The organism is Salinispora cortesiana, from assembly GCF_000484695.1.
Taxonomy (GTDB): Bacteria; Actinomycetota; Actinomycetes; order Mycobacteriales; family Micromonosporaceae; genus Micromonospora; species Micromonospora cortesiana.
On record NZ_AXVR01000067.1, the window covers coordinates 1 to 18,937 of the forward strand.

General features: G+C 66.8%; 15 protein-coding genes and 2 pseudogenes. 12 read left to right on the forward strand and 5 right to left on the reverse strand.

Translation table 11 applies throughout. From position 1 onward, the window contains the following. The first annotated feature begins 826 nt into the window (after nt 1-826). The 4 genes from K228_RS0121055 (at nt 827) to K228_RS0121070 (ending at nt 3,379) form a co-directional block, all read left to right on the forward strand. On the forward strand, nt 827-1,720 hold the full coding sequence (locus tag K228_RS0121055; protein ID WP_025620211.1) for a helix-turn-helix domain-containing protein: 894 nt from the start codon (nt 827-829) through the stop codon (nt 1,718-1,720). Further along, complete coding sequence (locus tag K228_RS0121060; protein ID WP_025620212.1) at nt 1,713-1,898, forward strand: DUF397 domain-containing protein; 186 nt, start codon at nt 1,713-1,715, stop codon at nt 1,896-1,898. The genes K228_RS0121055 and K228_RS0121060 overlap by 8 nt, the downstream gene beginning before the upstream one ends. A gap of 120 nt (nt 1,899-2,018) precedes the next feature. After that, entirely contained in the window at nt 2,019-2,585 is a 567-nt protein-coding gene (locus K228_RS0121065) for a hypothetical protein (RefSeq protein ID WP_025620213.1), read from the forward strand. After that, on the forward strand, nt 2,582-3,379 hold the full coding sequence (locus K228_RS0121070; RefSeq protein ID WP_025620214.1) for a phosphotransferase family protein: 798 nt from the start codon (nt 2,582-2,584) through the stop codon (nt 3,377-3,379). The genes K228_RS0121065 and K228_RS0121070 overlap by 4 nt, the downstream gene beginning before the upstream one ends. 73 nt (nt 3,380-3,452) lie before the next feature. On the opposite strand, the gene K228_RS0121075 is transcribed toward K228_RS0121070, so the two are convergent. The 3 genes from K228_RS0121075 to K228_RS28470 all read right to left on the reverse strand — a co-directional run bounded on the left by K228_RS0121075 (nt 3,453) and on the right by K228_RS28470 (nt 5,864). Further along, a complete protein-coding gene (locus tag K228_RS0121075) occupies nt 3,453-4,163 on the reverse strand; it encodes a DUF3626 domain-containing protein (protein WP_245603533.1) in 711 nt (236 codons plus the stop codon). Between the two features lie 197 nt (nt 4,164-4,360). Then, a complete protein-coding gene (locus tag K228_RS0121080) occupies nt 4,361-5,560 on the reverse strand; it encodes an RtcB family protein (RefSeq protein WP_025620216.1) in 1,200 nt (399 codons plus the stop codon). Nucleotides 5,561-5,720: 160 nt separating this feature from the next. Further along, on the reverse strand, nt 5,721-5,864 hold the full coding sequence (locus tag K228_RS28470) for a hypothetical protein (RefSeq protein WP_155251604.1): 144 nt from the start codon (nt 5,862-5,864) through the stop codon (nt 5,721-5,723). Nucleotides 5,865-6,011: 147 nt separating this feature from the next. On the opposite strand from K228_RS28470, the pseudogene K228_RS25940 reads away from it, so the two are divergent. Further along, a pseudogene (locus tag K228_RS25940) lies at nt 6,012-6,358 on the forward strand (GNAT family N-acetyltransferase). Between the two features lie 120 nt (nt 6,359-6,478). Here the strand turns inward: K228_RS25940 and K228_RS0121095 are convergent. Both K228_RS0121095 and K228_RS0121100 read right to left on the reverse strand, forming a co-directional pair. After that, nucleotides 6,479-7,804 (reverse strand): hypothetical protein, encoded by a 1,326-nt coding sequence (locus tag K228_RS0121095; RefSeq protein WP_245603531.1) that lies wholly within the window; start codon nt 7,802-7,804, stop codon nt 6,479-6,481. Between the two features lie 406 nt (nt 7,805-8,210). After that, a complete protein-coding gene (locus tag K228_RS0121100) occupies nt 8,211-9,266 on the reverse strand; it encodes an FAD-dependent monooxygenase (RefSeq protein WP_025620218.1) in 1,056 nt (351 codons plus the stop codon). Nucleotides 9,267-9,892: 626 nt separating this feature from the next. On the opposite strand from K228_RS0121100, the gene K228_RS0121110 reads away from it, so the two are divergent. The 7 genes and pseudogenes from K228_RS0121110 (at nt 9,893) to soxR (ending at nt 18,524) form a co-directional block, all read left to right on the forward strand. Next, a complete protein-coding gene (locus K228_RS0121110; RefSeq protein WP_025620219.1) occupies nt 9,893-11,107 on the forward strand; it encodes an MAB_1171c family putative transporter in 1,215 nt (404 codons plus the stop codon). Between the two features lie 208 nt (nt 11,108-11,315). Continuing rightward, entirely contained in the window at nt 11,316-11,756 is a 441-nt protein-coding gene (locus K228_RS0121115) for a hypothetical protein (protein WP_025620220.1), read from the forward strand. Nucleotides 11,757-12,084: 328 nt separating this feature from the next. Next, a pseudogene (locus K228_RS0121120) lies at nt 12,085-12,315 on the forward strand (MFS transporter); the annotation flags it as partial. Nucleotides 12,316-12,466: 151 nt separating this feature from the next. Then, nucleotides 12,467-13,117 (forward strand): HAD family hydrolase, encoded by a 651-nt coding sequence (locus tag K228_RS0121125; RefSeq protein WP_025620222.1) that lies wholly within the window; start codon nt 12,467-12,469, stop codon nt 13,115-13,117. 135 nt (nt 13,118-13,252) lie between these two features. After that, a complete protein-coding gene (locus K228_RS27615) occupies nt 13,253-13,507 on the forward strand; it encodes a GNAT family N-acetyltransferase (RefSeq protein WP_281171604.1) in 255 nt (84 codons plus the stop codon). A gap of 396 nt (nt 13,508-13,903) precedes the next feature. Next, a complete protein-coding gene (gene metH, locus K228_RS0121130; RefSeq protein ID WP_425414536.1) occupies nt 13,904-17,530 on the forward strand; it encodes a methionine synthase in 3,627 nt (1,208 codons plus the stop codon). 589 nt (nt 17,531-18,119) lie between these two features. Beyond that, nucleotides 18,120-18,524 (forward strand): redox-sensitive transcriptional activator SoxR, encoded by a 405-nt coding sequence (soxR, locus tag K228_RS0121135; RefSeq protein WP_245603532.1) that lies wholly within the window; start codon nt 18,120-18,122, stop codon nt 18,522-18,524. The last annotated feature ends 413 nt before the right edge of the window (nt 18,525-18,937 follow it).

Consider the following 18,937-nt stretch of genomic DNA (forward strand, 5'->3'; position numbering starts at 1 on the left):
CAGCGGGCGCATGGGGTCGTGTGCCTTTCTCACCACCGCCGGCTCCCGCGCGTGTCGTGGTCACGTAGGCAGCGCTTGAGGTCACCACACCGGGGGCACCAACTACCCGAACGGCATTTGGTCACCAGGCCCAGGATCACCCCAACGGCGAGCCCAACGACTATGGCAGTAGCAACGACAACCATCGACGTCCCCTCAGCCTCGCCTGTCGGCGCTCTGGACGGGCTGGTGCGCGGTCACCAGCGACCTCCGTTGGCTCGCCACTGCTGGGCCGGGGTGAGCCAGCCGACGCGGCCTACCTGAGGGTTGGCGACGGTGGGCTGAACCATCCACGCCGGCAGATTGGCCGGCCTGCCGTGCTGCACCGTCAGGGGGTGTGGGGCGTTGTTCCTCGGCTGCGATGCGATCGCGGGGGGCGGCGAGTTCTTCCTCTGCCGGCGAAATCGCCAGCGAACCACAGTCCACCTTCCTCTTGGATCGGACAGAAGCCCGGGAATGGGAGGTGTCGCATTTGCTCCTGAGACGCCATCTCGGTTGCGCCGCGAGCGGTACACGGTCAGGGCTAGGAACAGCAGCACGATGTCCCCCTTGGGTGAAGGTTCGACCAGTCGGTATACGTCGATGCAGCTCATTACACTTTGAGCGCGCCCAAAAGGCAACCACTCAAGCAGGTCAGTGTCGGAAGAGTGTCACTTAAATAAAGATCACCCATCTAGGCGTGTCCGAATTGGCATCACTAGGCTTCAGCAAGACAAGGCAAGGATGTTCTAATTGAGCGAGACACGCGTCCAACTAATTGAGTGGGAGGTGGTCACGGGTGACAGACATGGTCGGCTCAGCCCTGGTGCGCCGGTCCATCGGCCGCCGGCTGGGGATCCTGCGCCGGGCGGCGAACCTGACCCAGGAACAAGCGGCCGAACACCTCCAGAAGGGGCGCGCAACCATCGCCCGGATGGAGGACGGCACCGAGGGCGTCAGGTTCCGGGACATCGACGTGAAGGCGATGTGTGAGCTGTACGGCGCCGAACAGGCTGATCTGGATCTTCTCCTGGCATTGACAGCCGAAACGCGCAACGGCCGGAAGAAGAGCTGGTGGCACGACTACACGGAGACGGAGCTACCTCAGTTCTTCGGGTTGTACGTGTCACTGGAGGACAGCGCGGAGATGATCCGACAGTACGAGGTCGAGTTGATCCCTGGCCTGCTGCAGACGCGGGCCTACGCAGAGCAGGTACACCAGGTGCCGAAGGGCTACGTCGATCAAGCGGAGCGCGAACGCCGGGTCACCGTCAGACTGGCACGGCAGTCTCTGCTGTCCCGGCCGCGTGCGCCGCACCTGAGCGTGATCCTCAACGAGGCAGTGTTGCATCGGCTGGTTGGTGGAGCTGATGTGATGGCCGAGCAGTTCAAGTACCTGCTCGACGTCACCCAGCGCGGCAACATATCCGTGCGGGTCCTGCCCTTCGCCGCCGGAATCCACGGCGGCATGGCGGCGAGCACGCCGTTCTCACTGCTGGACTTCCCGACCGATCCGGTAGGCGAGGTGCTGGAGCCTCCACTGGCCTATGTCGACACGTTGACCGGCGCCTTATACCTCAACAAGCCCGATGAGTCCAGCGCATACCGGCTGGTCTGGGAAGACCTCGACGACCGAGCAATCGACGAGGCGGCATCCAAGAAGATGATCACAACTGCATTGGAGGAACTGAGCGGTGACTAACCTGACCGGCGCCCGGTGGCGCAAGAGCACGCGGAGCGGCAACGGCAACAACTGCGTGGAGGTCGCCGACAACCTTCCCGGCGTCGTCGGCGTCCGTGACAGCAAGGACCCAACCGGGCCGGCGCTGGTGTTCGGTCCGGAGGCGTGGCAGGCGTTCGTTTCGCACGCCCGGCGCTGACAAGCACTTGAGCCCCCCGGTGCTGGCGTGCTGGGGGGCTTAAGCATGCCCGATCCTCGATGGCAGATATCACCCTCCAGACAGGGTCAAACTGGTTGACGGCACGGTCAGAATTCGGAGATGCGTGCCTTCCAGGAACTGGTTGACGAGGCAGCAGCGGCGGACGTGTCCGGCTGGAGCTTCGACTGGCTCGACGGCCGGGCCACCGAGCAGCGACCGCCCTGGCGCTACTCACGTCTGCTCACGTCGCGGCTGCCCCACTCCCCCACGGCGCTGGATATCGGCACCGATGGTGGTGAGCGGGTGCTCCAGGACGGCGGCAGCTACCTCGCCCAGCATGTCGGGCCCGCCTCCGCTTTCGAACTCATCGAGTACTTCCGCGGCCCCCTGCCCCACGAGCGTTTTGCTCGTGACCCACACCGGGAGGTCGCCGCCGCGCGGCGAGCCGGGTTGGAGATCGTGGAGCTGCGCACCGCCCGCTGCCGGATGGAGTTCTTCGACATCGGCGCGGTCGTCTACACCCTGCGCAAGTGCGCCTGGTGGGTACCCGACTTCACCGTTGAGCAGCACCGCGCCCGGCTCGAACGGCTCGACGCCCACATCCGCACCCACGGTGTGTTCGTCGCGCACTCCACCAGGACCCTGATCGAGGCCAACCGTGTACCCCGCCGAAGGGCACGAAAGTGATCGGAGCCAAGATCGGCGCCGGACGGGAGGCGGACGTACACACGTGGTGCGACGACGCGGTCATCAAGCTGTACCGGCCCGGGCTGCACGGACACCGCGCCGAGGCGAGAGCACTGACCGCGCTGGCTGTGCCCGGCATCGCTCCGAAACTGGCCGACACGGTGGAGTGGGATGGACGCGTCGGCCTGGTGCTGGAACGCCTGGACGGGGCGGACATGCTCACCCTGTTGCAGCGACAGCCGTGGCGGATGCCCGGTCTGGCCCGTACGCTGGCCGCCACCCACCTCGCCGTACACCAGGTGTCGGCCCCCGCCGACCTGCCTGAACTCCGCTCGGTCCTGGCCGCCCGCATCACCGACGCCACTATGCCGACGCGGCTACGGGACCACACGCTGCGGCTACTCGAAGACCTGCCCGAGGGGGACCGCCTCTGCCACGGGGACTACCACCCCGGCAACCTGATGCTCACCGGTGGTCGAGCCGCGGTCATCGACTGGCCCAACGCGACGCGCGGCGCCCCAGCAGCCGACCATGCCCGGACGAAGCTGCTCCTGCGCTACTCCGCTCCGCTACCGGAGACATCGCGGGTGGCTCGTACGCTGATCAGGAGCAGCCGGTCCGTGTTCGCCCACCGCTACACCCGCGCCTACCGGGCCGGATCGACCCAGCCACTACCGCAGTCGGCACCCTGGCTGGCGGTGCAGGCGGCGGCTCGCCTCTCGGAAGGCATCGCGGCCGAACAAGCCACCCTCATCGCTCTTCTTGAGCGCCGCTACCACCAGACCGGACGGTAACGGGCGGGCCTCCCCCGCGGCTTCGGTGGCACGGCCCCGCCCGCCCCGGTAGATGGATTCCCCGGCGGAAGCCTCAGCCAGGGACGCGGGACGGCGTAGCGGGGCTGCCGAAACGGGCGAGGTAATGCCAGACTCGCTTGAGATCCTGCGGGTGGTAACAGCCAGTGCGGACCGCATCCCCGATGATGCGCGGGGTGAGGTACCCCTCAACGGCGAGAGCGACACCGAGCTCCACGTAGCGCGGGCCACGGTACTCCGGATGCTGACGGAGCTCAGCTACGGAGAGTCGGAATCCCGGATGCCACTCCAGCCGGCAGGGCAGGCGACGGGCCGCACTCTCGACGCCGGTGCCGCGGTAGCAGGAGTCCAGCACGAGGGCCTCGACGTCGCGGTCCAGCCGAACCGCACCGTGCACCTGTGCCTCAACGTAGTCGTCCAATTCGTCCCGGTGATCGGCGTGGGCCAGGTCGACCAGCGACATGCGTTCGGCCACGCCGAACATGGTGGGCTCGAGATGGCTGTCCGGGTAGCAGAAGGTTGTTCGGTTGAGGGTGGATGGCGTCAGCCGCAGGTGAGCTGAGCCGAATCGGGGCGCGGCACCGACCGGTTTACGTCGAAAGTTCAGGCCGCCGTACACCGGTCGGTGGTGGGCGGGGACAGCGTCGTAGGCGCCCCCAAACATTCGCTGCTCCCAGCGCCACCGGTCGCCACCGGGGTGGGCGGTGAGCCCACCGTTGCTGGTGCCGGTGACGAACTGAGACAGGTAGACCCCATCCGCCAGCATTCGGCCGAGAATGGGGCTACCAGCGACGATCCGGTCAGGGTGAAAGTTCAGCGTGATCCGCAGGGACGCGTCGACCGGGAGCCCCGCGGAGCGGCTTGCCACATAGCGCAAAGCCTGCGCACAGGCAGAATGCAGGTTGGCTTCTGCCAAGTCCCTTTCATCCATCCGTCCAGTGTGCAGTGCAATGTTGAATCGACCTACCCCTTCACACACACCACCTGCTTGAGGTGCGCTACCACCTCGACCAGGTCGGTCTGCTGCGCCAGCACGGCCTCAATGTCCTTGTACGCGCCGGGAATCTCGTCCACGACCCCGGCATCCTTGCGGCACTCCACCCCGGCGGTCTGCGCCGCCAGATCATCGGTGGTGAAGCTCCGCCTGGCCTGCCCCCGGGACATCCGCCGGCCCGCGCCGTGCGACGCGGAGCAGTACGCGGCCTCGTTCCCCCTACCCCGCACGATGTAGGACCCGGTCCCCATCGACCCGGGGATGATGCCCAGTTCCCCCGCCCCGGCCCGGATGGCGCCCTTGCGGGTGACCAACACCTCCACACCGTCGTAGGTCTCCTCCGCGACGTAGTTGTGGTGGCAGCTGATCGGCTCGTCGTAGCTCACCTGCGGGAACCGGTCCCGGACCACGGTGCAGAGCAGCGCGAGCATGACCGCCCGGTTACGCCGCGCGTACTCCTGCGCCCACCACAGGTCCCGGCGGTAGGCGTCCATCTCCGCCGTCCCGGCGAGGAACACCGCCAGGTCACGATCGGGCAGGGCGGCGTTGTGCGGCAGCCCCCGGGCGATGGCCATGTGCCGCTCCGCCAGCTCCTTGCCGATGTTCCGGGAGCCGGAGTGCAACATCAACCACACCCGGCCCGCATCGACACCGCCCTGCTCAAGGCAGACCTCGATGAAGTGGTTTCCGCCGCCGAGGGTCCCCATCTGGTTCATCGCTCGGCCTTCCAGCCGGGCGACTCCGGCGTGCAGGCCACTGAAGCCCCGCCAGAAGTCGTCCCACCCCGCCTGCGCCAACCCCCAGATCCGACGCGGGTTCACCGCCTTTTTGCGCTGGGCGAAACCGACCGGAATCGCGTCCTCGATCGCGCGACGCAGCCCCGCGAGGTCGTCCGGCAGGTCGGCCGCGGTCAGCGAGGTCCGAACCGCCGACATGCCACAGCCGATGTCGACGCCGACTGCCGCCGGCGAGACGGCCTGCCGCATCGCGATGACCGAGCCGACGGTGGCACCCTTACCGAAATGCACGTCGGGCATCACGGCAACGCCCTGCACCCAGGGCAGGGTGCCGATGTTACGGAGCTGCTGAGCGGCCTGCGGTTCGATGCTGTACGGGTCGGTCCACACCCGAACCGGAGCCCGGGTGGAGGGCAGCACGGCGTACGTCATGATCTGCACTTCCTGACGGTTGCAACTCACAGGTCTACAGAAAACCGGGTCGCGCTCGTGCTCGGCGACGACGGTCTCGACCTCGTCAGCTCAGTATCACCAAGACGACCACCGAGATCACCGGATTATTCGGGGCAGCAATCCCATACCGTCCCGTATGTCAGCTGGACGGTGCCAGCGCATCTGCCGCGCGGACATTCTTACGGAACTTGGCGTGGACCCAGGTCTTCTCCTCGCCGACGTTGATCTGGCCCCAGATCCCCTTGGTGGGGCCGAGCTGCGTCTTCCGCGGAAGCCGGCGCAAAACCTCGGTCGGCTTGCTCCCGTTAAAGTGGGCCCCGAAGACCGCAGGCCATCGGCCATCACCACGATGGCCGAGTCGATGTCCGTCAGTTGCTCTACAGTCGACCCGTGCCACTACTTGCCCTCACCCGCACTGCCGCATGGCTCGATGGCGGCGCTGACGCAACCCGAACTCCCGCGCAGGACCTACTGCTTCGCCCATGGCGGCCCGCAGATCGGCGTACCGTCGTGGCCGGCTACGCCGACCCCACCATTCAGCACTGGCACGGCCGCTCGATGACCCACGATGAGGCTGGCGACTGGATCACCGCCTGGTCCTTCGACACCCTCCGGCTACACCGCGTCGAACTCTGCCACTCCACGGCAAACAAGGCCTCCTGCCGGGTCGCGCAGTACGCCGGCTTTACCCTGGAAGGCACGAAACGGGCAGAGGCCCGCCACATCGACGGCTGGCCCGACATGCACCTCCACTCCCGTCTCGACAGCGACCGGTGAGCACCCGCTCACCCCGGAAGGTCTCGTCGACAGCTCCGCCGGAGCCGCTGGACCGCCGGCTCAACGGAGCCTTCTGGCGGTTGTTCGGCGCAACCGCGGCATCGAACCTTGCGGACGGGGTCAGCCGAGCGGTGGTGAGGTTGCTGTACCGGCACCGGACCACCCTGGCTGCCACTCTTGCCCCGTCGCCAGCCGATCCGACGGTGGCCTGGGCATCGGTATCGGAGCAGCGGCGACCGGGGCGGGGGGCTCCACGGGACTGCTGGCCCGCCCCCTCCTGGCCAGTAGTAGCGGGATGCCGACCACGGGCACCAGCCACAGCGCGATGTGAAGCCGATTGCCCTGGCTGACCACCGGGTGGGCGATCTGGGTGGCCAGTCCGGTGCTGGCCACGGCCAGCGTGAGCCACCCCAGAGCACGGTCGTGGCGCAGGAGCGCCCACGCGCCAAGGGCCAGACCGAGCAGCAGCCACGGCGACCGCAACTCCTGCTGTAGCCACTGCGACCAATAGTTGACGTTGAGGTCCACCAGTCGCTGCCAGGGGTCGGCGACATCGGGACGCGTGAAGTGGTCGGTCCACTTGTCCTGCAGTGTCTCCCCCGCGCCGGACAGGCCGAGCAGCTTGGCGCTCGTGAGGATGCCGACCGTGGTCACACTGCCAACGCCGACCAACAGCCCGGTCCCGACGTGCCGATGCTGCCGGCTGGTAGCCAGAATGAGCAGCCCGGCGGTAGCCAGCCCGCCCGCAACCAGCAAGAAGGTGGAGAATCTGATCACCGCACCCGCAGCCAGTGCGCCGAGCAGCAGTGACACCCCGGCTACGGTGCGTTTTCGTAGTAACCACACCGCACCGAGCAGGGCGGCCACGGTGAGCGCCATCGCCGGCCCCTCGGTCAACGGATAGACACCCCAATATCCGATTGGCGAACCGTAATAGGCGACCTGGCCGACCACCGCCAGGTGCAGGGGTACGCCGATTTCCCGCAGCAAACGGACGATCAGAAGCCCCCCGATCGCGGTACACAGCACGGAGGTCACCGTGAGCCCAGCGTTGACGCCAAGGATCGCCACGAGCGGGGTGGTAAGGGCCGGGTAGCCCACCCGGTCGCTGAAGATCGCCTCGTAGCGCGGCTTGTTCGGTGTCAGCCCGTCCGGGTACCGCGCGATGCACGCCTGAGTGCGTTGGACGATCTGGGGAGGGTCATACATGGTCAGGGGGTTGACCGACGCTCGACGGGCCTCCCAGCGAGACAGTTTGCCGCAGTACGCCGAAAGCGCATCACGCTCAGCGTCGGCTGGTGACTCGCCGAGCAGTTCGAGGGCGATGCGGGCGTAGCGGTAGCCATCGTTGGTCGGACCTACCGCTGGCCGGAGCGCCACCGCCCAGAGTCCGACCCACGCGAGCGCCACGAGCAACGGCACGAGACCACGCCTCAACGATGTCACGGGGCCCCCTCGGATACTGACTGATCAGCCACTCAACTACGCCGCCGGGATTCTATAGCCCGGCTCGTAGCTGGGCTCAATCGGTGCCGACAAAAGTCATCGCGGGCCGACCGCCAGCCGCAAATCCGGGCGCATGCGCTCCCTGCACGGCGGCCAGCCAATGAAGGCGTCCGAAAAGGGTGCGCCATCTCCGGAGGAGGCAGGACTTTACGGTCGATTTAAGCAGCTGGCGGAAACCGCGCCTGTCACCGTTTCGGCCGTTCGTATGCACCAGAGCGCCGTTCAGAGCCGAGTGTTTCGCGAGCAGTTGTTCCGCCACGACCTAAACGGTCTGGCAATGGGTATAGCCGCTCGAAGGTCGTGCTCGACAACATGGGGCGCTCTGCTGGGCGACAGGTGCCCCGCCTCACCTCGACCCGGTCGGTGGCCGGGTCCCGTTGTTGCTCAGCTGGGCACTCGCGGCCACCGTCTCCTCGGTCGGTTCCCGGCGCAGCAGCTCGTAGGCGTCGAAGGCCTTCCGGAGTTCGCCGTGCGTCGCCAGGCAGCGCGCCAGCGCCACGGCATCCGCCAGCGCCATTGAGGCGCCCTGCGCGGCGGCCGGTGATGCCGCGTGCGCGGCATCACCGGCCAACACCATCGATCCGTTGTGCCACTTCGGTGTGGTGGGGATGTCGTAGGAGTCACTACCCATGATGTCGTTGCCCGTCGCCGCGACGATCTCCGCTGCCGGTCCGGAGTCGTCGCGAAACATGTCCAGCACGCGGCGCCGCCAGTCCTCAGGCCGAATCCGCTTTGTCAGCTCGGCGGCGTCGAACCGGGCGAACCACCAGGTGCGCTCGGCCGACGGTGTCGTGTACCCGAAGAAGGCTCGGCTGCCGAACATCATGTGGTAGGCGTCGGGCGCGGTGCGGCCATGGCCTTCCGCGGCATACCCGTAGACGACGTGCTGGCCGGTGTAGCGCGGACGTGGTGCGTCGGGGTCGATGAGGCGACGGACCACGGAATGGAGCCCGTCCGCACCGACGAGGAAGTCGCCCTGGGCCACGCTCCTGTCGGCGAAGGAGGCCCGGACGCCGCCATCTTCGATCGTGGCGTTGACCAGCCGGCGACCACGGTCGATGCGGACTCCGCGACGAGCTGCCTCACCCTGCAGCACCCGGTAGAGCGCCGCTCGGGTGAGCGTCCGTCCTGGTGGATCAATTGCCCGTTGTTCCAGCAGGCTGCCGCTGGCGTCGAGGAGAGACACCGCTTTCGCCGGATACGACGCATCGATCACCGCCTGGTCCGCTTCGATCTCGTGAAGTGCGGCCATACCGTTGTGCATGACCGTGAGGAAGGCGCCGGCGTCCTCACCCCCGCTCGGATACGCCTCGTAGATGACAGAACTGATGCCGACAGTCTGCAGGGCGATGGCGGTGGCGGTGCCCGCGATGCCACCCCCGACGATGAGAGCAGTGGTCACGCGGAACACGCTACGAGAAATCGATGGTGTCCGCCAATCGAGGCAATGGGGTATTGTGCCTCGCACTCGGCAATGCGTGACGGTAACGGTCTGGAGTGGAGCAGCGGTGCGGGATCGGGCACTACGCAAGAGTTGCCGGGCACTGCTGCGCGAACTGGACATTCGTCCACCGCTCGACGTGCGGGAGCTGTGTCGCCGACTCGCTGACCGTCGTGGCCGGCCGATCCGCCTGGTGCCCTACCCGATCCAGATTCCGGGCCCTTTCGGGTTGTGGGTTATGACCGAGTCCGTGGATATCGTGTTCTTCCAGAAAGAGACCACACGGCCACACCAGGACCACATCATCCTGCATGAGATCGGTCACATGATCGCTGATCACCCCAGCGACGAGACCGAAGACGAAGGGCTCGACCTACTCACGCCGGTGAGGCCAAACAGCACCACCCGCGCGCTACGTCGCACCTGCTACGACTCCGCCAACGAGCGGGAAGCCGAACTGGTGGCGACGGTCATCCTGGAGTGGGCCAGCGTGCTAATCCACTGCACCGCTCGGCCTTCACCCACGACCATCCGGGAGTCGACCGCATCGGCACCTCCCTCGATCACCACCATGGTTGGATGTAGCTGTGGCTCCTGCCCTGCTGGCGGCTGTTGTCGTAACGCTCTGGGTCGGAGTGGCGAACAAGAGCATCCAGCTGTCCCGCGCTCCAGACGATCACCCGCTACGGGCCCTGACAGCGTGTGTCGCCTGCATCACTGTCATGTTCACCCTCGCCCTACCGCCGGTGTCGGACGTGCTCGACCGGGTCGCCACCGGCCTACACTCCCTGACGATCAATCTCGGCACCATGACAGCGGCATACTTCCTCCTGGCCTTCTTCACCTATACGGTGCGCGGCCCAGAGGCTCAACGTCGGGTTCGTTCGGAGGCGCTACTCCTACTGGCAGCCCTGGCGGTGGCTACCGCCACCTGGAGCACCGCACCGCTCGCCGTCCAAGCCTCGCCAGCCTCAACCGCGGTCGCTGAGGATCCACACGCCGCGGTGTTCGTGCTCGCAGTACTCGGCTACATGGGATATGCCCACTCCCAGACCCTGTGGTGGTGTGTCGGCTTCATCAGGGCCACTCGAGTTCCCCGGCTCCGACGTGGGCAGTTCATGATCTGCCTGGCAGTAGGAACGTTCCTCGCCGCCGAGCTGACCAAAGCGAGCCTGGCCGTGGCACAACTCGGGGACGCGCTCCCTCAGCCCGCCGTCGATGCGATCAACAGTACGTACGTAGCGCTGGTCGGCATCGGCGCGCTGACCTTTGTGGTCGGCATCAGCTACTCGGCGTTCACTGGCATGCTGTCCGCCGCCTCGATCTGGCGGACGCATCGCCGCCAGTATCGCGAGCTGCAACCACTGTGGTCGGCGCTGCACGAGGCCTCCCCCAACCTGGCGTTGTCGCGGCTTGAGGCCCGGCCCTGGCACAAGCTGTCCGAACAGCACAGCACCCATCGTCGCTTCTACCGCCGGGTGATCGAGATCCGTGACGGGCTGGTACAACTCGCCCCGTACTACGACCGCACCGCGACAGCGGACCTCGAGGCAGAGCTGCGTCGGGCGGGCAGGTCGGACGCCGACATCGCCGACATCACCCGGGCGAAGATGATCACGGCGGCACTACGGGCGAAAGACACGGACGCACCGGTGGTGGCCACCGAACCGATGGTGATCGACGGCGACCATGACCTGGATTCCGACGCCCGTTCGCTGGTTCGCATCGCTCGTCAGATGAGAGAACATCAACCCGGTGGTGGAAGCACGCCCGACTCCAGTTCGATCTCGGCCGCCCCGTGATCGGCCGAATCGTGCCGGGAGACCGGGCATGCATCCACCGACGCGACACTATAGTTTACCCCTATCATGGTCAACTCATTCATTGGGCGAATCTGTTAACCAGAGGTGACACATGACCCGGGAGGGCAGTAGCAGGGACGCGAGTGAGTCCAACGCGGACCCAGTGACCGGATGCGGGTCAGGCTTCGGTTCGCCACCAGAGTCGACGGTGGCCGAGCGCCTGAACGAGCTGTTCGCCGCGGTGACCTGGGTCGACAAGCAGGGCCGCCGGCGCGAGTATTCAACACCCCAGGTTGCCCGGGCCATCAGCGACGACCCTTCCCACGACACCACCGTATCCCGGGTCTACCTGGCGACCCTCCGGTCCGGCGCCAACACCAACCCGACCGTCGCGGTACTCAAGGCCATCGCACGCTTCTTCGACCAGCGGCGAGCCGGCGACGCCTCGCCCATCACCGCCTCCTACTTTCTGGATGAGGACAACGAATCCCAGGAGTTCCGTCGACAGCTCGCCGACCGACAGGTACGGATGATCGCCATGCGAGCCGGCAACATGACTCCGGCGGTGCGGCGTCAGGTACTTCAGATGCTGGACATCCTCGATCAACCGGCGTCCGGCGAGTCCACTGCCGAAAACGACGGTAGTTAGCACCACAAGCCGAGCAAGCGCCTCTGCCCGCTCGGCTTGGACTGTGGTGCGGAAGCTCCCAGTCCGGAAGGGCATGAAGCACCACAGCTCGTCGCCGTTCACGCCCGGCCGACAGGAAGGGCGGGGCTACTGGAATCCGGGACTATCGCGGCGCACGAGGTTTGTGTGGTCAACCTGAAGTGCGATGGTCAACTGGTCCAAGCCCAGCGAACCCAGCTCCAACGCGTGCCGGTGGAATGCGCGCCGGTCGCCGCAGTGCAGGGATCGAGGCCGGACAGCTCGCGCAGAAGCCGATCCGCGAAGTCCGCAATCATGGCAGCAATGCTAGGCCGTGCTGTTCCCACTGCCGCTGATCGGGATGAGCCTGACCGACAACGCGATCCTCGGCCGCACGCTGTACGGCTTGGCCGAGTTCTTCGTCATGATCGGCAACGCCGTCGGTGGAATCGGATGCCTGGCCATCGGGGTATGGATGATCTCATTGCTGCGCCGGCACCGGGCCGAGCTGGCTGCCGCGTTCGCGCCGCCGCCCACCGAGTCGACCCTGGCCGTAAACTGACCTGAACATGAGCGAGCCCCTGGGACGCGGGCCGGCCAAGGATTCACGTGAGTCCTGGCGGACGGCGGCGCTGCGGAGACGGCGACCCCGATCAGCGTCATCCGCTCCAGCCAGGCTTACCACCGATCGCACATCCAGATAGGAGCAACGGGTGACGTTCCCTGTCGAGCTTGTCATCTTCGACTGCGACGGGGTGCTGGTTGACAGCGAGCGCATCGCAGTCCGCGTCAACATCGCGCTTGGCGCGGAACTGGGTTGGCCACTGACCGAGGCAGAGGTCATCGAGCGGTTCATCGGCCGCTCCAGCAGATCTATCGGTGAGCAGATCGCGGCCCGCCTCGGACAGCAGGTGGCCACCCGGTGGGCCGACCGGTTCGACCTGGCACACCGCCAAGCGGTGGACGCCGGACTAACCGCCGTTGACGGGATCAGCGAGGCGCTCGACGGGATCACCCTGCCGACGTGCGTGGCTTCCAGCGGCACGCACGAGAAGATGCGCCACACCCTGGGCCGCACGGGCCTGTATCCGCGCTTCGCGGGCCGCATCTTCAGTGCGACCGAGGTCGCCCACGGCAAGCCCGCGCCCGACCTGTTCCTGCACGCGGCGGTGGCGATGGGAGTGCCGCCGGCAGCATGTGTGGTGATCGAAGACAGCCACTACGGAGTCCAGGCGGCGCGCGCCGCAGGGATGCGCTGCTTCGGCTACGCGGGCGGCTTGACCCCCGCGCACCGACTGGAGGGCCCGGGCACGGTGGTCTTCGACGATATGCGTAAACTCCCGACCCTGCTGGACGCGGCCTGACCCTGGATCAGTGGCGCACCAACCAATCCTCAATGTTCGTTCTCCAGGTTCAGTTGGGGATTGATGGATCTTGGTCGGTTGGTGTCGCTGGTAGTCGGTGGCATCTGACATCGTTTCGTCAGTACTGTCCCAGCCGTGCATCGCCTGGGTGGACCGGATAACCCCAGTGGCGCCGTGGGGTACGTGTTCAACGTAGCCATGGATCGGGACTGCCGCAGACGTGGCTATTCGCGGGCTTGCATGCAGACGCTCCTCGGTTGGTATCAGCAGCGGGGAGTTACGAGAGTGGATCTGCGGACTTCCCGAGACGGCGAGTCGCTCTACCGGGCGTTGGGCTTTGTACCGACGCATTCCCCGACCCTGCGTCTGGTGCTACCGGCGTCGCCGTAACGTCACGCCGTCGGCACCGGCCGGGTCAGGCCGCGGCTGGTGCCGGCACCCCTGGTCCAGCAATTCCCCCGGACCCGGAAGCCACCGCGGTCCCCAGGATCGACCGCCGCACGGTCTCCGAGCCCGCGCCCCGGGACCGGAACCTGCCGCCGACATGCTCACCATCGGCGTCGACTCGCTCCGCCGCTACATCGCCCATGAAGTGCGGTGTTCGTCATGATCGGGCTTGCCGGGTGGCCGCAGCAGCCAGATCCCGACGTCTCATGGGGGGCGCTCAGGCAAGTGGGTCGGGTATTATCTGCCTTCGGGTCGAGAGGCGCTGCGACGGGCGGAGCCCGCCACGCTCGGCCTTCATTTCCTCAACAAGGGCGCCTCCGAGCTTTGGAGGCGGCCCGCTTGAGCGCGTTACTGAGCCAGAAGAGCACGGCATCGTCGCTGCGGCAGCTGATGTCGCAACGTGTTCTGGTGCTGGACGGCGCCTGGGGCACGATGTTGCAGGCCGCGAAGCTCACCGCCGAGGACTATCGAGGCGACCTGATCGTCGACCATCCGCAGGACGTCAGTGGCGATCCCGACCTGCTCAACCTCACCCGACCGGACGTCATTCTGGACGTACACCGGCAGTATCTGGCCGCCGGCGCCGACATCACCACCACCAATACCTTCACGGCGACGAGCATCGGCCAGGCCGACTACGGACTCCAGTCACTGGTTCGTGAGATGAACGTTCAGGGTGCGCGGCTGGCCCGGCAGGCGGCGGACGAGTTCGACAACCGATTCGTGGCCGGCTCAATCGGGCCGCTGAACGTGACGCTGTCGCTGTCGCCGCGGGTTGAGGACCCGGCGTATCGCGCCGTCGACTTCGACGAAGTACGCGCGGCGTACGCGGAGCAGATCTCGGCCCTGGCCGAGGGCGGTGTCGACCTCCTGCTGATCGAGACGGTCTTCGACACGTTGAACGCGAAAGCGGCAATCGCCGCAGCTCGTGAGGTCGCGCCACAGCTGCCGCTGTGGGTTTCCGTGACCATCGTCGATCTCAGCGGCCGGACTCTGTCGGGGCAGACCGTGGAGGCCTTCTGGCGCTCGATAGAGCGGGCCGAACCGCTGGTCGTCGGCGTGAACTGCTCGCTGGGCGCGGCCGAGATGCGCCCGCATGTCGAGGAGCTTTCCAAGATCGCCGGAGCCTACGTGGCGTGTCACCCCAACGCCGGCCTGCCGAACGCCTTCGGCGGCTACGACCAAACGCCGGAGGAGACCGCCGGCCTGCTCGGCGATTTTGCCGCGTCCGGCCTGCTCAACATCGCCGGTGGCTGCTGCGGCACCTCACCGGAGCACATTTCCCGGATCGCCGCCGCGGTGGCCGGCACACCGCCACGGACGGTTCCCGCCCTGCCGGAAGCCACCCGCTTCAGTGGGTTGGAGCCGTTCGCGATCGGACCGGACACCGGCTTCGTGATGATCGGTGAACGCACCAACGTCACCGGCTCGGCCAGGTTCCGTCGGCTGATCGAGTCGGACGACTATCAGGGCGCGGTCGACGTGGCCCTGGAGCAGGTCCGCGGTGGTGCCAACCTGCTCGACGTCAACATGGACGCGGACCTGCTAGACAGTGAGCGCGCCATGACGACCTTCCTCAACCTTATCGCCACCGAGCCCGAGGTCGCCCGGATCCCGGTAATGATCGACAGCTCGAAGTGGACGGTGCTCGAGGCCGGCCTCAAGTGCGTGCAGGGCAAGGGTGTGGTCAACTCCATCAGCCTCAAGGAAGGCGAGGAGTCGTTCCTGGCTCAGGCCCGCCGGATCCACGACTATGGTGCCGGCGTGGTGGTGATGGCCTTCGACGAGCAGGGCCAGGCCGACACCACCGAACGCAAGGTGTCCATCTGCGCCCGTGCCTACGATTTGCTCGTCGAGCAGGTCGGGTTCGCGCCGGAGGACATCATCTTCGACCCGAACGTCCTCGCGGTCGCCACCGGCATCGCCGAGCACGACGGGTACGCGAAGGCGTTCATCGACGCCCTCCCCCTGATCAAGGAGCGCTGCCCGGGTGCCCGCACCAGCGGCGGCATCTCCAACCTGTCATTCTCCTTCCGCGGCAACGACGTGGTTCGCGAGGCGATGCATTCGGCGTTCCTGTTGCACGCTGTCCGCGCCGGGTTGGACATGGGCATCGTCAACGCCGGCCAGCTCGCCGTGTATGCCGATATCCCCGCCGACCTCCTCGAACTCGTCGAGGACGTGATTTTCGATCGGCGCCCGGACGCCACCGACCGCCTGGTCACCTTCGCGTCGACCGTTACCGGTTCCGGCACGAAGCGTGCGGTCGACCTCTCCTGGCGCGAGGCACCGGTGCACGAGCGGCTGTCGTACGCGCTGGTCCACGGCATCGTCGACTTCATCGAAGAGGACACGGAGGAGGCCCGGCAGGGCTTCGACCGGCCCCTCAATGTCATCGAGGGTCCGCTGATGGACGGTATGAAGATCGTCGGCGACCTGTTCGGCGCCGGCAAGATGTTCCTGCCGCAGGTGGTCAAGAGCGCCCGGGTCATGAAGCGCTCGGTCGCCTACCTCGAACCGTTCATGGAAGCCGAGAAGGAGCAGGCCCGCCTGGAGGGCCGGATCGACCCGGGCCGCGGGCAGGGCAAGGTCGTGCTGGCGACCGTGAAGGGCGATGTGCACGACATCGGCAAGAACATCGTCGGCGTGGTCCTGGGCTGCAACAACTACGAGGTCATCGACCTGGGCGTGATGGTTCCGGCCGGTCGGATTCTGGATACGGCCGTCGCCGAGGGCGCCGACGCCATCGGCCTGTCCGGCCTGATCACGCCATCGCTGGACGAGATGGTCACCGTCGGCGCCGAGATGCAGCGCCGCGGCCTCAAGGTGCCCCTGCTCATCGGCGGGGCCACGACATCGCGTCAACACACCGCCGTGCGCATCGCCCCCGCGTACGACGGCACAACCGTGCACGTGCTCGACGCGTCCCGGGTCGTCGGCGTGGTCTCCGACCTGCTCGACGACGGTCGGGCCCGCGAGCTGGACCGCGCCAACCGCGTCGAGCAGGAGCAGCTGCGCGAGGCGCATGCCAACCGACACTCCCAGCCGATGCTCGGCCTGGCTGAGGCCCGCGCCAACCGCGAGCAGGTCGACTTCAGCGACCTGCCGACCCCGGCCTTCACCGGCTGGCGGACGGTCCAGCCCACCTTGCCCGAGCTGCGCGAGATGATCGACTGGCAGTTCCTGTTCTTGGCCTGGGAGCTCAAGGGCAAGTTCCCGGCGATCCTGGATCAGCCGGTCGCCCGCGAGCTCTACGACGACGCCAACACCCTGCTAGACAAGATCACGAAGGATGGCTCCTTCCAGGCCCGAGGCGTCTACGGCTTCTGGCCCGCGCACTCCGAGGGTGACGACATCGTCCTCGGCAACGGGGTGCGCCTACCGATGCTACGCCAGCAGACGGTAAAACCAGCCGGCCGCAACAACCGCTGCCTGGCCGACTACGTGGCCCCCGACGGCGACCACCTGGGTGGCTTCGCCGTGACCATCCACGGCGCCGACTCCCTGGCCGCGCACTACGAGGCCGAGCACGACGACTACCGCGCAATCATGGTCAAGGCGCTGGCCGACCGGCTTGCCGAAGCCTTCGCCGAGTACATCCACCTGAAGGCCCGCCGCGACTGGTTCGAACCAGACGCCACGCCGGACCTCGCCGACCTGCACGCCGAACGCTTCCGGGGCATCCGACCGGCGCTCGGCTATCCCGCCAGCCCGGACCACAGCGAGAAGCAGGACCTGTTCGACCTGCTGAAGGCCGCCGAGCTCGGCATCGGCCTGACGGAGTCCTTCGCGATGACGCCAGCAGCAAGCGTCAGCGGGCTGATCTTTGCCAACCCGGCGGCGAAATACTTCACAGTGGGCCGGATCGGCAAGGACCAGATCGAAGACTACGCCGCCCGTCGCGCCATCAGCGTCGTCGATGCCGAGCGGTGGCTGCGACCCAATCTGGCCTATGAGCCGTCCTGACGGGGGTGTAGCGGCCAGGCAGGTGTAGCGGCGGGGCGGGAGCTCCGCGCCGTAGTGTCGTCGGGCATCCCCGTCTGCACGTCAACCCGGGTCACCGCGGGCGACCGCCGGTCATAACCAGGGGTACGTGTGTTCGGGTGTCGTCCTGGGCTGGGACAACAGGGGTCCGGGTGACGTGGGTGAACGTGGACCACTCCCTGCCACCCCAGGTGAACCGTTGCCCACGTTCCGGCCACCGACTGAGCCGGGTGATCAGGCCGTCGAGGACGGCGACGGTCAGGTACGGCCTTCGCGTTCGCTCTTCCTTCTCTGATGTGGTTCATCTTGGAGGATCAACGCGATGACCATCTCTCATCTACGCAACACGCCCACCACGGGCAAGTCGTACATCACGTGGACGCAACCCGCCTTCGGCAGGCGCAACCTCAGCCAAAAGCGCCGGGCTCTCTGCTCTGCACTGGCCTCTGCTCTGCACTCTCTAGCGAACAGATGCCGCTGCCTACACTATTCGACTTGAACTTAAGTTCAGGTCAAGTAGTATGGTAACAATGAGCGACACGACCACCACGCGGGGCTGACGGTCGGCGAATTGGCCAAACGCAGCGGCGTCCCGGCCTCGGCACTGCGTTTCTACGAACGCCAGGGCCTCATCCAGAGCCGCCGCACATCCGGCAACCAGCGCCGTTATAGCCGCGACGCCCTGCGTCGTATCGCGTTCATCAGAGCCTCCCAGCGGGTTGGCATCCCACTGTCCACGATTGCGCACGTACTGGGCCTGCTGCCCAATGGACGCACCCCCACCGAGGAGGACTGGCGTCGGGTCAGCGACTGCTGGCGGGCGGACCTGGACTCCCGGATGAAGCTGTTGGCGCATCTCCGCGACGAGCTGATGGACTGCATCGGCTGCGGCTGCCTATCCCTGGAGCGCTGTGCGCTGGCGAATCCCGCTGACGTTCTCAGCAGCGAGGGCCCGGGCGCACGCCGGCTACGGTGATGCCGACCTCGGTGACACCCAGCTCCGGGACGCCCTCATCGCGCCGTTCCGCGTGTCGGGCTCGCCAGGCCGACGGGGCCGAGCTGTATTCAGCGGCGTGGCTTTCGTGACGGTGTCAGATCCTCATCGCACGTGGGCCTCCGCACGTATGCGGCACCGACCCACGTAGGCGGTCACTGGCGATGTTCCGCCATCAGCTTCTCCAGCAGCGGTACGACGTCGCTCGGGCCAGGGGTGGCCAGCATGTCACGGCGTGGTGCACTATGCCGGCGCACGTCGGCAGCAGAAGGTTGAGCGGGATGGGGGCTGTCTCGCTAGCGGCCCTGTCTCACATTCGGTGGTGACGGAGGGTCGCAGGGGTCGTTGTCTCCTCTGTGGAGGACGTCAATAGGCTTGTGCAGGCGGTGTTCTCG